A 15,016-nucleotide genomic window follows, 5' to 3' on the forward strand; every position below is an offset into this window, starting at 1 on the left:
ATAGAGGGGAGGTCCGGCGCATCAGACCGGCATGCGCATGAGTTCCTGGTAGCCCTCGACGAGTTTGTTGCGGGTCTCGACCATGAGACTGAGCGAGACCGAGGCCTCCTGCATGGCGATGACGCTTTGGTGAATCTGGTCGGAACGACCGAGCATCACATCGCGGGCGGCGGCGGCGGACTCGAGTTGCTTGGACTCGACCGCATCGATCAGCTTGCCGAAGGAAGCGGCGGTATCGGCGCCCGGGAGGCTCGCCGGACCGGAGGGACGCAGGGTCGGAGCCTGCGGCTGGTCGATGCGGGTGAGCGTCGGTTGACGCATACCGATGTTGCCGGCGATGGATCCGAGGGAGCTGATGAGCGACATGGTGAAGAGTGGCTGGGGGGCTTTAGGCGGGAGGCGGTATTTAGCTTATTGCTTAATGCTTAGAGCTTACTGCCATTTCATCGCCCGATCTGCAGGGCCTTCATGGCCATCTGTTTGGCGTTGCGGACGACGGAGAGGTTGGCCTCGTAGGCGCGGGAGGCGGTGATGAGGTCGACCATTTCAAAGGCGAGGTTGACGTTGGGCATGGTGACCATGCCTTCGGCGTTGGCATCGGGATGCTGCGGGTCGTTGACCTGTTGACCGGGAGTCTGGTCCTGGGTGATGCCAGCAATCTTGATCCCGGCGAGCGGCGACCCGTGGGTGCGATGCATGAGCTCAGTCTCAAAGGCGACGATCTGGCGTTGGTAGGCCTTGCCGTCGGGCCCGCGGGTGGTGTGGGCGTTGGCAATGTTTTGCGCGACCACGTCCAGACGGGTGCGCTGCGCGTTGAGGGCGCTGGCGGAAACGTCGACTCCAGAGATTAGGTTCATGGTAGGGAAAGGGGCGGTTTAGGTGAGGACAGCGGTGGAATCAGCCGCGGCCGGTGATGGCGAATTTGAGGGACTTGAAGCTGCTGCTCACGTAGTCGGTGAGGAACTCGTAGGCCACGGTGTTGCGGTTCATCTCGAGGATCTCCTTCTCCACTTCGACGGTGTTGCCGTCCTTGCGCATGGTGCGGGCGTTCTCGTCGGTTTTCAGTTCCAGCCGCAGACCGCGAAGCTCGGCGGGGGTGGAGCCGGAGCCCATGCGCGTCTCCAATTCGCGGGCGAAATCCGGGTTGATATCGACCCGTTTGTAGCCCGGCGTCTCGGCATTCGCGATGTTGGTGGCAATCGCCTCCTGCCGCATGACCGCCGCATCAAGGAGTTTGGCGGCGAGGGCGAAATTGGTGGATTGCGAAACAGGGCTGATCATGACTCCGCCCGAGAATGCAGCCGTGATGCCAACCCAAATTCAGGACACCTCTACCATCTGAACTCCAGTGCTTTAAAAAATTTTACTTTTACGCCGATGCCTCCGCGACCGGCCCCATCCCCCTAAGCGCAAACGGGGGCGGCAAGAATTTCCGCCCCGCTCCTCCCCCCCGCCCCGCATGGCAATTTCACGCTAGGATTCGTTTCCTCTTCAGTCCGCCAAGCCTGCGCCGAAGTAGCCTCAGATCACGCATGCTCGATACGGATTATGAATTCATCCGCGACTTGGTCTATCGCCACAGTCGCATCAACCTCGGCCCCGACAAAAAGGCCCTGGTTTCCGCGCGACTGGGTAAACGCCTCCGCGCCACCAAGATTGCGACGATCACGGACTACTGCCGCTTCCTGCAGGGCCAGTCCAACAACGACGAATTGTCGCACCTGATCGACGTCATTTCGACCAATCACACCTTCTTTTTTCGCGAGCCGGCGCACTTCGATTTCCTGCGCGAGCGGGCCTGGCCAGAACTGCGTGACCGCGCGCGCAAGGCCAACTGGCCCCACCTCTCCATCTGGAGCGCCGCCGCCTCCTCCGGCGAAGAACCCTACTCCCTCGCCATCACTCTGGCCGAACTCGAGGCCCGTGACAAATGGGGCTGGCGCCTGGAAGGCACCGACATTTCCCACCGCATCCTCGCGCGCGCCCGCCAGGGGATCTACGACGCCTCGGTCGTCGATCGCATCGACCGCAGCCTCGTTTCCCGCTACTTCCTCAAGGGCTTTGGCCCGCAGGCCGGCAAATACTGCATAAAGTCCGACCTGCAAAAGCGCATGACCTTCCGGCAGCTCAACCTGCTCGACGCTTCGGTGCCCTACACCCAGCCGTTCCACGTGATCTTCTGCCGCAACGTGATGATCTACTTCGATCGCCCCACTCAGGAGGAACTCGTCAATCGCCTCACCCGCCTGCTCGTGCCCGGGGGTTACCTCATGGTCGGCCACTCGGAGAGCCTCACCGCCATCCAGCACAGCCTGAAGTCCGTCGCCCCGGCGACCTACCGCAAACCCGACTGAGCCCTCCACCGCTCGTCGCCCCACCCTCTCGTTCAACACCACCATGTCCCAACGCCCCATCCGTGTTCTCATCGTCGATGACTCCGCTGTCGTGCGCCGAGTCGTGCAGGACGTGTTGTCCAAGGAACCCGACATCGAAGTCGTTGGCACCGCCATCGACCCGTATTTCGCCCGCGACAAGATCATCGAGACGAACCCCGACGTCCTCACGCTCGATCTCGAAATGCCGCGCATGGACGGCCTCACCTTCCTCAAGATCGTGATGCAACAACGGCCACTACCGGTCGTGATCATGAGCTCGCTCACCCAAAGCGGTTCCCACCACGCCCTCGAAGCCCTGCGCCTCGGCGCCGTGGAAGTCCTCGGCAAACCCAACGGCTCCTACTCCATCGGTGACCTGGGACCGCAACTGGTGCAAAAAATCCGCGCCGCCGCCGCCTCCCGGCCCCGGCCCTCGCGCGAAGACGAACCAGCCACTTCCCCGACGCCGGCCGCCGCACCGGCCGCCCCGATCACGCCCTCCGCCCGTCCGATCGCCTCCGCGCCCCTGCGTGCCGTGCCCGATCCCCGTCGCCACAACCCCAAACGCCTCCTGCTACTCGGCGCTTCCACCGGTGGCACCGAAGCCCTGCGCGAAGTGCTCACCCGCCTCCCGGCCGACATCCCGCCCACGGCCATCGTGCAGCACATTCCCCCCACCTTTTCCCGCGCCTTTGCCGAGCGCCTCAACGCCAACTGTCGTTTCGAAGTGCGCGAAGCCCGCGACGGCGACGTGCTCACGCCCGGCCTCGCCCTCGTCGCCCCCGGCAACTACCACCTCACCCTCCGCTGGAACGGCGCCCGCTACATCGCCCATGTTGTCTCCGGCCCGATGGTCTGGCACCAACGCCCCGCCGTTGACGTCCTCTTCAAATCCATCGCCGACACCGCCGGTCGCCACGCCGTGGGAGGCGTGCTCACCGGCATGGGCAAGGACGGCGCCGAGGGCCTCCACGTCCTGCGCCAACACGGCGCCCGCACCTTTTCGCAGGACGAAGCCTCCTGCGTCGTTTACGGCATGCCTCGCGCCGCCTGGGAAGCGGGCGGTTCCGAAGCGCAGGTCAGCCTCGCCAATATGCCGCGCCATATCATGAACTTGCTGGAACAACCGACCGCGCGTCCCTCCGCGATGACCACGGCCTGATCCCCACCCCGTTTCCCGCACCTGCTTCTTCCCATGTCCGCCTCCGCCACCACCAAGTCTCCCGCCGACCTCAGTCGCTGCGTCCTCGCCGTTGACGACGAGGCCGCTGCGCTCATCGCCCTGCGCGAGACCTTGGAGCGCGAGGGCTACCACGTGGCCACCGCCCAGCACCCCCTGCGCGCGCTCGAGCTCGTGCGCGACCAACAGTTCGGCATCATCATTTCCGACCACCGGATGCCCGACATGACCGGCCTCGAATTCCTCGTGGCCTGCAAGGAGATGCAGCCCAACGCCTCGCGCGTGCTCATCACCGCCGTCCTGTCCCTGCCCACCGTCGTCGCCGCCATCAACCGCGGTGAAATCTTCCGCTTCATCGCCAAACCGTGGCTACGCGAAGAACTCATCGCCACCGTCGACAACGCCCGCCAGCGCTTCGAACTCGTTGAGCAAAACTACCAGCTCCTGCAGGAATCGCAGCGGCTCAACACCGAGCTTTCCGTCGCCAACGAGCGCCTCAACAGCCAGGTCACCGACCTCGATACCGCCAACCGCAACCTCGACGCCGCCAACAAGGACCTCGCCGAACGCTACGAGCACTCGCTCGAGCTCTGCAGCCGCATCCTCGCGACCTACGACCCCTTCCTCGGCAGCCGCACCCGCGCCCTCGTCGACCTCGTGCAACTCATGGTGCAGACCGAGCATTTTGAGGGCGACGAAAAGGACGTGCTGCGCACCAGCGCCTGGCTCTGCGACCTGGGCCTCATCGGTGTATCCCGTGAGGTGATACGCGCCTTCCGTCAGCACCCCGAGCGCCTCTCCGAACGCGAGCGCGACATCATTTCCCACCACCCGGTTTACAGCCAGACCCTCGCGTCCTTTGTCGACGCCCGACCCGCCGTGGGCGAGGTCATCCGCGCCCATCACGAACGTTTCGACGGCCGCGGTTTCCCCGATGGCATCGCCGGCGAACACATCCCGTGGGTCGCCCGCTGCCTCGCCGCCGCGGTCTGGTTCGTTGAGACCGGCCTGCCCAAAGCCAAAGCCGCCGAGGCTATCCTCGCCGAGAGTGGTCGCGCCCTCGACCCCGAGGCCGTGCGCCTCGTGCTCAAGGTCACCGAAAGTTTCCAACTCCCGCGCGTCGTGCGCGAGGTCCTCCTCTCGGAATTGCAACCCGGCATGGTCTTGGCCAGCGGTCTCTACAGCCCCCACGGCATGCTCCTCGTGAGCGAAGGTCAGGCCCTCAACGAGGCCATGATCACCAAGCTGCGCAACCACCACAATGTGAACCCCATCAGCCAGCGCCTGCTGGTTTACAACTGAGTTAATCCATGGCCGGTTCAGCGAGCATCAACGATGTCTTCGGGGCCTTTGCGTCCCCCAAACCCAAAGCCGCTCCATCGCCCGGTGGCAGCTTTGGTTCCCCCACCGGCGCACACAGCAAGTCCTTCGCCCAACGCGTCGTCGTGGGCGTGGGCGACATGGCGGTGTCCAACGTCGAACACGTCACCTTGTCCACCTTCGCCCTCGGCTCCTGCGTGGGCGTGATCGTCTTCGACCCCGTGGCCCGCGCCGGCGGTCTGTTGCACCTGATGCTGCCCGACTCCACCCTTTCCCCGGATCGAGCCGGCAAAAAGCCCGCCATGTTTGCCGACACCGGCATTCCCATGCTCTTCAACGCCCTGCGTGGTATCCGCGCCGAGCGCCAACGCGTGAACATTCTGCTCGCCGGTGGCGCCTGCGTGCTGAACGGCCCCGACCAATTTAAGATCGGCGAACGCAACATCGCCACCACCCGCAAGCTCCTGTCCCTCTACGGACTGCGCGCCTCCTACGAAGAACTCGGCGGGAACGTAAATCGCACCGTCCACCTCAACATCGCAACCGGCGAAGTCTTCCTCAAACTCCCGGGGCGCGAAATCCGTCACCGCCTCGGCTGAGTCTTTTCCCGGCGTGCCCGGACGCAACCGGAGCCGCCCTCGGACCTCCGGATCCTGCCTCCTCGCCCGCTCATGAAATCTCTGTCGCTCGGCCACCGCGTTGCCCTGATCATCGCCGCCTTCTGCGTGCTCATCGCCGTCGGTATCGGCGTCACGCTCCACCGCGTCACCCAGCTCCACGACCTCGGCGACCAGATCGCCACCAATAACCTGCCCGGCGCCGCCTACGCCGGTCGCATCGGGGTCGAAGCCGCCAACCGCCAGATCATGCTCGGCCGCGTCCTGCTCGCCTACGACGACAGCGAGGTAGCGGCCGCGCGCGCTGCGGTCGACGAGGTTGATGCCCGGCTCCAACACTCGCTCGACGCCTACGTGGCCTCCATCCGCACCGACGCAGACCGCGCCCGTTACGAGACCTTCCTCGCCTCCGAGAGAGCCTATCAGGATGCCGCGCAAAACTTCTACGCCAAGGTCGGCATCGATCCAGCCGACGCCGCCGACGCCTTCGATATCGACGTGGCCCAAGCCTATGCCGCATTGCGCGAGGCCGTCACCAGCCTCATCGATCACAACATGGATGCCGGCTTCACCGCCGGTGAAGCCCTGCGAGCCGACGTAAGACTGATGCAGTGGCAAACCGTCATCGTCGGATCCGTCATTTTCGTCGCCATCATCCTCGCCAGCACCCTCTCCGTGCGCGGGCTCAACCGCAGCCTCGGCCGCATCGCCGGCGCGCTCGTCGCCAGTGCCGACCGCACCGCCGCCGCCACCCGCCAGGTCGCGCAATCATCGCAGACCCTGGCCGACGACGCCGGTAGCCAGGCCGCCGCGCTCGAAGAGACCAGCGCCTCGCTGGAGGAGATCAGCACCATGACCCAGCGCAACGCCGACAGCGCCCGCGAAGCCAAGCGCTATGCCTCCGACACGCGCACCGCCGCCGACGCCGGGGCCCAGCACATGACGCGCATGCTCGAAGCCATGGAAGCCATTCACCAGTCCTCCGACGAGATTGCCTCCATCGTGAAGACGATCGATGCCATCGCCTCCCAAACCAACCTGCTCGCCCTCAACGCCGCCGTCGAAGCCGCCCGCGCCGGCGAGGCCGGGGCCGGCTTCGCCGTCGTGGCCGAAGAGGTGCGCAACCTCGCCCGCCGCTCCGCCGAGTCCGCCCACGAAACCGCCGCCCGCATCGAACAATCGGTCACGCGCAGTCGGCACGGTCTCGCCATCTCCCGCGAAGTCAGCGGCGCCCTCGAGCGCATCGTCGAGTGTGCCCGACAAGTGGATACACTGGTCGCCCGCATCGATCACGCCTCCAGCGAACAAAGCCAGGGCATCCAACACGTCACCCAAGCGGTCACGCAAATGGACACCGTCACCCAACAAAGCGCCGCCGTCGCCGAGGAATCCGCCGGCACCGCCACCACCTTGGATCACGAAGTGCGCACCCTGCGGGAGAGTGTGGCCAACCTCGAACGCCTCATCGGCGCCACCAGCATCCAGGACCACGCCACCGACCACGAGGTGGCGACGGCCGCAAACTACGCCCCCACCACCGTCGCAGCATAAAGCCGTCGCGCTGATTCCAATTCAAACGGCTTTCTCTAGTGGCGCCCGGAACGATTTCCGGTAGGATGTCCGGTCATGGGCATCAATGTCTCCTTAAACGGCCGCCCCGTGCGATCTCCGATCGTGCGTGGACTCGCCTTCCTCGTCGCCCTCCTGCTGGCCCTCGTGGTGGGCACCGTCGCCGTGGCCGTGCTGCTGCCGCTGCTCGGCGTCGCCCTGGCGGTAGGTGCCATTGGCACCGGAGCCTTCCTGCTCAACCGCCATTTCCGCCGGGGCCAGCTCCGCGCCAAACCACGCGCAGAAAACGCCCCGCCTCCCGGCACCACCGAGGTCATCGACGAAGACACCAAACTAGCCCGCGCCAAACCGGTCGAGCGCGTGTAAAAACCAGCTGATCGAAAGCGGCAACCGGCTGCGCACCCGGGGTCAACGCCCCCGGCTACAGACCCTCCGACCGGAAACCCTTCGCGATTCTTCGCGACGTTCCCGGTTTGAACCCTTAACCACGGGCCTCAGAGCTCGATTTCGCCCGTCGTCATGCGGTCGTGCAGCATGCGCTCGGAACGCTCGAGGACGATCGGGAAGGCCTTTTCCAGGACCTCGGCATTGAGATTCCACTCGTCGAGCAGATCTGCCTGAAGATCGAAAAGGAAACCATCCTCGGCCACGCCGGCGCCGATGCTCGTCGCCACGTATTTGGCGGCATGCACCACCATCACCAACGGCATGTCTTCCTCCGGCACGTCCCGGCTCGGCGGATTGTGCTCCACCGGCGCGATGAGATTGGGCGGAAAATTCCAGCGGCGCAGCAACTCCGCGCCGGCTTCGATGTGGCAATAGCCGAGGATCGCACGCTCGGACTCCGCCCACGCGACACCGTGTTCGCGTTGGTGCGTGCGAATGTCGCCAAAGTAGTCGGCGCATGAATACGCCACGGCCATCTTGCCGATCTCGTGCACCAGGCCGGCCGCGTAGGCTTTACCCGGATCCACGACGCCAGTGGTTTCGGCCAGATACTCCGCGGCGACCGCGGTCACCAGCGACAGGCGACAGAAATCCCCCTGTTGCCAACCATAGCCGGCGATCTCCTGGTTGAACCAACGGCCTACCAACGCGAGTGCGCTGAGGCGGTAGATTTCCTTGATGCCCAAACGCATGAGCGCGCTGTTGAGCGTATCCACCGGCTCGCCACCGCCAAAGAAGGCGGAATTGGCCAGACGCAGGGTCGAACCCGCCAAGGCGGCATCCAACTGGATGATCGCCCCGATCTCTTCGATACCGGTCTCTTCGTCGTCGAGCGCGGAGATTAAGCGCGGCATGAGCGAGGGCGAACAAGGCAGTTTGAGCGCCCGTTCGCAGACTTGGTCGAGGGAGGGGATCTGGCTCATTTCGGAGGTAGGATGTTGGCGGTCAGAGGTAGGAATCAGAATGCAGGTGAGGAAGCGATGCGGGTGATTCGCGGACGCACTTCAAACTTCTTACTTCTGACTTCTGACTTCACGCATGTGGTCAGGCGGCTTCGTCAAAGAGCGCGCCCGGATCGAGAATGAGTGCGATGTTGCCGTCACCGAGGATCGCCCCACCAGCGACACCGCGCAGGCCCTGAAGGAAGGAACCGAGGCTCTTGATGACGACTTCCTGCTTGTTGACCATCTCGTCGACGAGGAGCGCGTGACTGCGGCCGGCACTCTCGACGATGACCATGATGCCTTCGGTCGGCTGCTCGATCGCGCCCGGGATGCCAAACTGCTGGTGCAGGCGGGTGATGGGCAGAATCTTGCCGCGATGATCGAGCACTTCGCCGGTGCCTTGCACCTTGGAGAGGATTTCGGGACTCGGACGCAGCGCCATCTGCACCGAAGTGCTGGGCAGAATGAAACGGTCTTCGCCCACCTTCACCACGAGGCCGTCGATGATGGCCATGGTGAGCGGCAACATGATGCGGAAGGTGGACCCGATCCCGAGTTCGGACTCGATCTCGATCTTGCCGCGCAACTTCTCGATATTCCGCTTCACCACATCCATGCCGACGCCACGACCGGATACGGCGGTGACCTTTTCGGCGGTGGAGAAACCGGGGTGGAAGATGAGCTGGTAAATTTCCTGTTCCTCGAGGCCGTGGTTCTCGCCGATGAGGCCCTGCTTGCGGGCCTTCGCCAGGAGCTTGTTGGCATCGAGACCGCGACCGTCGTCGGTCAGCTCGATCACCATATTGCTGCCCTGGTGGTAGGCGTTGAGGGACACATTGCCGGTCACGTCCTTGCCGGCCGCGGTGCGGCCCTCCGGATCTTCGAGACCGTGGTCCATCGCATTGCGCACCATGTGCACGAGCGGATCAGCGATCTCTTCAACGACACTGCGATCGATTTCGGTGTCTTCACCGGAAACATGGAAGGAGACCTTCTTGCCGCACTCGCGCGAGAGGTCGCGGGCGATGCGTTCCATCTTCTGGAAGGTCGGTTTCACCGGCACCATGCGCAGCGCCATGGCGGTGTGCTGCAGCTCCTTGGTGATGCGGCCGAGTTGGGTGAGGTTGCGAGTGAGGGTGGAGCCGTCGTCGGTGGAATCGGCCGCACGATCGCGGGAGGATTCCATCAACTGGCTCTGCACAATCACCAGCTCGCCCACGACGTTCATGAGATTGTCGAGCTTTTCGGTATTCACGCGCACCGTGGCAGTGGCAGCCATCGGACGCACCACATTGGCGCGGCGCGGCGCAGCCTTGGCGGCGGGGGCGTCACTCTTGGCGGCGACCGGCGCGGCCGCTTCCTCCTGCTCGGCTTCCAGCTCCGCCGCGGCATCGGCAAAGGAAATTGGCGCCGGGGCGGCGGGGGCTGCTGCAGCCACCGGAGCCGGCTCGGTGCCGCGCGGCACCGCCACGCGCTTCACGGAGGCGATGAGATTGGAAACCGGGATCACTTCGTCCGGCAGGACTCCCTGCTCGAGCGCGACCGTGATTTGCTGCACCATCGCCTGCACGGCGTCACGGGAACGCAGGATCTCGGTGATGATGGAAGGCGTGAGATCGAGTTCGTTGTTGCGAGCGAGGTCGAGCAGCGACTCCACCTCGTGAGTGAGCGTGTGCATCGGCGTGAGCTTCAGGAAGCCTGATACGCCTTTGATGGTGTGGAAGGAACGGAACATCGACGCCATCGCGTCGGCATCCTTCGGCTCTTCGTCGAGCACCAGCAAAGCAGCCTCGATCTGTTGCAAATGGTCCACCGCCTCGGCGTGGAATTCGGCCAACAGCTCGGCATTCTCCTCCATGTTGAGATCCAACACGGTATCGATCGAAGTATCGACCTCGGGCTCGGCGGCAGCAGTAGCCGCGGCGGGGACCGGCTCTTCCGCGACCGGGGCGGCCGCAGATTCGACCCCTCCGTCGCGCACTTCCAGCACGTCCTCATCCCAAGTGGGGAGATCGTCTTCCGCGCGGCGCGTCAACACGGCCATGGGAAGCCAGTCGATGAGACGCTTCACCTTGGACACATTGGCCTCGTCGAAGGGCATGGCGTTATCGAGCAGGGCATCCAGCCCGCTCCGCACTTCCAGCGCGGGCGCAAGGAACGCGCTGTCGTCGCCGGCCAGTTCGATGAGCTCACCAAGGAGCGAGTAGATGGGAATGAGGCCATCGTCCTTCCCGACCTGAATGAGAATGCTCTCAGAGGCGAGACGGTTGCTGATTTCGTCGATGGCGGTAAGGTTTTCCTGGGAGATAGGCATGGCCGCGTTGAAAAATTGCTACGGGGAGTGGCTACTGATTTCGGCTCAGCCACGGAGAACTTAACCACCAATCTTCCCGGCAAATATCCCCACTTTTTCCTGAAGTGCCCCTCCACCCGTGTCGATGCAGGCTCCATCACACCCGTGCTCATGTCCAACGCCACCGATACCCTCGAAACCACTCAACTTTCCGGCAAATACCTGACCGTGTTCCTCGACCAGGAATCCTATGGCATCGCCGTCCTGAAAGTTCGCGAAATCATCCGCCTGCAAAAAGTGACTCCGGTGCCGCAAGTGCCGCACTATGTAAAGGGCGTCATCAACCTGCGCGGTCGCGTCATCCCGGTCATCGACCTGCGCCTCAAGTTCGGCCTCAACGCCGAGGTCTCCGAGCGCACCTGCATCGTGGTCGTCCAAGTCCAGATGGCCAGCGGCACCAACCAGATGGGCCTCATCGTCGATAACGTCGAGGAGGTTGTCACCCTCAGCGACTCCGATATCGAACCGACCCCCGAGTTTGGCACCCGTCTTGACACTTCCTGCCTCCTCGGCCTCGCCAAGGTCAAAGGCGTGGTCAAGACCCTGCTCGACATCGACCGTGTCGTCGGCGGCGACGAGATGGGCCAGATTCAGAACATGTTCTGATCGGCTCGCCCTCCGTCGTCCTCCTCCCCCCTTCCCGTCTCCTATCCTCCTCGGGGTCCGGCCTGCCTCCGCGCCCCCGTCTCTCTCCAACCGCTCACCCGCCGGGACTGCTAGTCAGGGTGGGCTGAGCGGTTGCGCCTGCTGTCGATGTCTCCGTCCTCCGTCTCGTCTGCCCTCTCCACCGCCGCCGAACCCGCTCCGCCGGACCCTGCGCCTGTGTCCTTGGGAGACGATGCGAAACATCTCCTCGACGCCCTGCCCTACCCGGCGGGCTGGTGCGACCACTACGGCACACTGCACCATACCAACGACCTGTGGCGCGAGGCGTCCTCCGCATCCCTGAGCGCCCTCGACCCGCGCACCCTCGCCGCGGGTGATACGGTCACCGAACTGTGGCCGGCCAATTCCGAGCTCGCCGAAGACCTCTCGCGCGTGCTCGCGCGCAATACGCCATCCGCCCGTCACCGGATTCCGGATACGGCCATCGATCTTTTTTGGCGCTACTGCCCACTCGGTGGTTGCGACGGTGCCCTGCTGCAAGTCCTGCCCCAGACGTCACCCGCTCCATCGGCAGAGGTGCCCGACTCCGCCCCTCCCCCCCTCGAGCCCGCGGACAGCCTGCTCGCGCGCATGATCGCCCAGTTGCCGCTCGCCGTCGTGGTCACCGATGCCGAGGGGACTCTGAGCCAGGTCAACCCCGCCTTTACCATCCTCACCGGCTACGCGGAGGATGAAGCCATCGGGCGTCCGCTCACCATGCTGCACGCCGAGGGCACCCCGGCAGAGATCATCGACTCGCGCGACCGCGCCCTGCGCCTCAGCGAGGCCTGGAGCGGCGACATCCTGCACCGCAACCGTTTCGACGAAACCTTCTGGGCCCACACCCAGATTTCCTACCTGCGCGACGCCCGTGGCGGCGTGACCCATTTTCTCTACCTCCTCGAGGACATCACCGATCGTCGCCAAGCCCAGGCCGAACTCGCCCGCCTCTCCCTCGTGGCCAGCAAAACCACCAATGCCGTGGTCATGTCCAACGCCGCCGGCGAAGTCGAGTGGGTCAACGAAGGCTTCACTCGCATCACCGGTTTCGAAGCCCACGAGGTGCGCCGCCGCAAGGTCGTAGACCTATTGCGCGGTCCCGCCACCGATCCCGCCGCCAGCCGCCGCATCGAAGAGGGCATTCTCAGTGGCTCCAGCGTGGAGGAGGAAATCCTCAACTACCACCGCGACGGAGGCGGGTATTGGGTGCGCCTCCGCATCGACCCCGTGCACGATGCCCACGGCACCTTCACCGGCCACATCACGATGGCCCACGACGTCACGGAACGTCGCCACGTCGACGCCGCCCGCACCGAGGCCAGCCAACGCCTGCACAAGATCGCCTCGCTCGTGCCCGGCATGGTGTTCCAGTTTAAGCTGCGCCCCGACGGCACCTCCTGCCTGCCCTACGCCTCCGAAGGTATCCGCGACATCTACGGCCGCTCGCCCGAGCAGGTCGTCGACGACGCCTCCGCCATCTTCTCCTCCCTGCACCCGGAGGATTTTGCCATGGTGGTCGACGCCATCTACGCCTCGGCCCGCACCCTGCAACCCTGGCGCCAGGAATACCGCGTCACCCCGCCCAACTCCCAACTGCGGTGGCTGCTGGTGCACGCCAACCCGTCCCGCGAGTCCGACGGCTCCACCCTCTGGCACGGCCACATCGCCGACATCACCGAGCTCAAACAAACCGAGGAGAATCTCCACCGCTCCAAGGAAGACCTCGAGTCCACCAATCTCCAACTGCAGGAGGCTTTCGCTCACTCCAAGGAACTCGCCAACCAAGCCAAGGCCGCCAACCTCGCCAAGAGCGCCTTCCTCGCCAACATGTCGCACGAGATCCGCACGCCCATGAACGGCGTCATCGGCATGACCGGCCTGCTCCTGCAAACCCAGCTCAACGCCGAACAACGCTCCTACCTCGAGATCGTTCGCACCTCTGGCGAAAACCTCCTCCAAGTCATCAACGACATCCTCGACTTCTCCAAAATCGAAGCCGGCCGTCTCGATCTCGAACACATCGACTTCGACGTGCGCGACACCGTGGAGGAAGCCGTCGACGTCCTCGCCGTGCGCGCCCTTGAAAAGAACCTCGAGATCGTTGGCCATGTTGACCCCTCCGTCCCGCTGCGGGTCAAAGGCGACCCCGGCCGCCTGCGCCAGATTCTCGTCAACCTGCTCGGTAACGCGGTCAAATTCACCGCCCAGGGCAGCATCCGCGTCACCGCCAACCTCGTGCTCCCCGCGCCGGCGGGCGCCGTGCCCAAGGTCCGCTTCTCGGTGCGCGACTCCGGCATCGGCATCCCCAAGGATCGCCAATCGCAGCTCTTCCTCCCCTTCAGCCAAATCGATAGCTCCACCACGCGCAAATACGGCGGCACCGGACTCGGCCTGGCCATCTGTCGCCAGCTTGCGATTCTGATGGGCGGCGAGATCGGCGTGGAGAGCGAAGCCGCCGACGGCGCCACCTTCTGGTTCACTGCCGACCTGCCCCTCGCCAGCACCACGCTGCCCGCCCCACCCAAAGTCGACACCCGCACCCTCGTCGTGGAGCCCCGCGAAGCCACCCGCCGCCATCTCGGTGCCACGCTCGACCAACTCGTCCTTTGGCACCACGAAGTCGCCGACCTCGAGGCCGCCATGGCCGAACTGCGCCGCGCCGCGCTCACCGCCCAGCCCTACGACCTGTTGTTCGTTTCCAGCGAACTGCCAGGGAGTGACCTGGTGCGCTTCGCCTGCAAAATCCCAATCGAAAGCGAACAGCCCAACCTGCGCGTCGTGTGGATGCACCCCATGACCCAGCCGGTCGATCCCTCGCTGCTCGGCATCTACAAGGAACGGCTGCCCAAACCGATCCGCCGCGACCCGCTCATGACCTTGCTCAAGGTGCTAGACACCTCGAGCGGCACCGCCACCACCCGCGCGCCGTTTACCGGTCCGCGCGAACGCTACGACGACTGCCGCATCCTGCTGGTCGAGGACAACGCGGTGAATCAAAAGGTCGCCCGCGCCATGGTGAAAAAGTTTGGCGCGCACGTGGACACCGTGGGCAACGGCCGCGAAGCCGTGAAGGTGCTCGAGGAAATCGACTACGACCTTGTCTTCATGGACTGCCAGATGCCGGAAATGGACGGTTTCGAAGCGACCGCCATGATCCGTTCACCGGAGTCAGCCGTGCGCAACCACAACATCCCCATCGTCGCGATGACGGCCAACGCCATGCAAGGCGACCGCGAGCGATGTCTGGAAGCCGGCATGAACGACTACATCCCCAAGCCCATCCACCAAGGCGCCGTCGCCGCCGCCCTCAAGCGCTACCTCGGCCCCCCCGAATCCAACGCCGACGCCGCGTGAGGACGGGATGCGGGATGGAATCCCGAGCGAAACGCACCGCGCGTTAAATAAGCTCAGTCCCGCCGAATTCGACAGAAGGTGGACGCCGCCCCCCGGGCGGCGTCAGCGCCTTGCCGGGTTTCGGCCACCCGCACCACGCGCCCTTCCAACGCCACGCGGTCGAGGACGCCCGCGTCCACCACCCTAACCGAGACTCTGCGCCCCCCTCCGCG

13 protein-coding genes are annotated in these 15,016 nt (G+C 64.7%); 8 read left to right on the forward strand and 5 right to left on the reverse strand.

The features are described 5' to 3' along the window. Nucleotides 1–21: 21 nt before the first annotated feature. The 3 genes from fliE to flgB form a co-directional block, all read right to left on the reverse strand. Nucleotides 22–366: a flagellar hook-basal body complex protein FliE gene (gene fliE / locus K1X11_RS07680; RefSeq protein WP_221030025.1), complete on the reverse strand. Its 345-nt coding sequence runs from the start codon at nt 364–366 to the stop codon at nt 22–24. 77 nt (nt 367–443) lie between these two features. Beyond that, nucleotides 444–857 (reverse strand): flagellar basal body rod protein FlgC, encoded by a 414-nt coding sequence (flgC, locus tag K1X11_RS07685; protein ID WP_221030024.1) that lies wholly within the window; start codon nt 855–857, stop codon nt 444–446. Nucleotides 858–897: 40 nt separating this feature from the next. Beyond that, on the reverse strand, nt 898–1,281 hold the full coding sequence (gene flgB / locus K1X11_RS07690) for a flagellar basal body rod protein FlgB (protein WP_221030023.1): 384 nt from the start codon (nt 1,279–1,281) through the stop codon (nt 898–900). Between the two features lie 251 nt (nt 1,282–1,532). Between flgB and K1X11_RS07695 the strand changes: the two genes are divergently transcribed. The 6 genes from K1X11_RS07695 to K1X11_RS07720 all read left to right on the forward strand — a co-directional run bounded on the left by K1X11_RS07695 (nt 1,533) and on the right by K1X11_RS07720 (nt 7,427). Continuing rightward, a complete protein-coding gene (locus tag K1X11_RS07695) occupies nt 1,533–2,354 on the forward strand; it encodes a CheR family methyltransferase (RefSeq protein WP_221030022.1) in 822 nt (273 codons plus the stop codon). A gap of 43 nt (nt 2,355–2,397) precedes the next feature. Next, nucleotides 2,398–3,537: a protein-glutamate methylesterase/protein-glutamine glutaminase gene (locus K1X11_RS07700; RefSeq protein WP_221030021.1), complete on the forward strand. Its 1,140-nt coding sequence runs from the start codon at nt 2,398–2,400 to the stop codon at nt 3,535–3,537. A 33-nt stretch (nt 3,538–3,570) separates the two neighbouring features. After that, nucleotides 3,571–4,857 carry a response regulator gene (locus tag K1X11_RS07705; RefSeq protein ID WP_221030020.1) on the forward strand — a complete coding sequence of 429 codons (1,287 nt, stop codon included), beginning with the start codon at nt 3,571–3,573 and terminating at the stop codon, nt 4,855–4,857. A gap of 8 nt (nt 4,858–4,865) precedes the next feature. Further along, the gene (locus K1X11_RS07710; RefSeq protein ID WP_221030019.1) at nt 4,866–5,474 is read left to right on the forward strand and encodes a chemotaxis protein CheD; all 609 of its coding nucleotides are present in this window, start codon (nt 4,866–4,868) and stop codon (nt 5,472–5,474) included. 72 nt (nt 5,475–5,546) lie between these two features. Further along, nucleotides 5,547–7,043: a methyl-accepting chemotaxis protein gene (locus K1X11_RS07715; RefSeq protein WP_221030018.1), complete on the forward strand. Its 1,497-nt coding sequence runs from the start codon at nt 5,547–5,549 to the stop codon at nt 7,041–7,043. A gap of 108 nt (nt 7,044–7,151) precedes the next feature. Further along, a complete protein-coding gene (locus tag K1X11_RS07720; protein ID WP_221030017.1) occupies nt 7,152–7,427 on the forward strand; it encodes a hypothetical protein in 276 nt (91 codons plus the stop codon). Between the two features lie 128 nt (nt 7,428–7,555). Here the strand turns inward: K1X11_RS07720 and K1X11_RS07725 are convergent, their stop codons facing one another. Beyond that, nucleotides 7,556–8,431, reverse strand: coding sequence for an HDOD domain-containing protein (locus tag K1X11_RS07725; protein ID WP_221030016.1), 876 nt, complete (start codon nt 8,429–8,431; stop codon nt 7,556–7,558). A gap of 121 nt (nt 8,432–8,552) precedes the next feature. Further along, a complete protein-coding gene (locus K1X11_RS07730) occupies nt 8,553–10,766 on the reverse strand; it encodes a chemotaxis protein CheA (RefSeq protein ID WP_221030015.1) in 2,214 nt (737 codons plus the stop codon). A 150-nt stretch (nt 10,767–10,916) separates the two neighbouring features. On the opposite strand from K1X11_RS07730, the gene K1X11_RS07735 reads away from it, so the two are divergent. After that, entirely contained in the window at nt 10,917–11,411 is a 495-nt protein-coding gene (locus K1X11_RS07735) for a chemotaxis protein CheW (protein WP_221030014.1), read from the forward strand. A 147-nt stretch (nt 11,412–11,558) separates the two neighbouring features. Continuing rightward, a complete protein-coding gene (locus K1X11_RS07740; RefSeq protein WP_221030013.1) occupies nt 11,559–14,804 on the forward strand; it encodes a PAS domain S-box protein in 3,246 nt (1,081 codons plus the stop codon). The last annotated feature ends 212 nt before the right edge of the window (nt 14,805–15,016 follow it).

This window comes from Actomonas aquatica, assembly GCF_019679435.2.
Lineage (GTDB): Bacteria > Verrucomicrobiota > Verrucomicrobiia > Opitutales > Opitutaceae > Actomonas > Actomonas aquatica.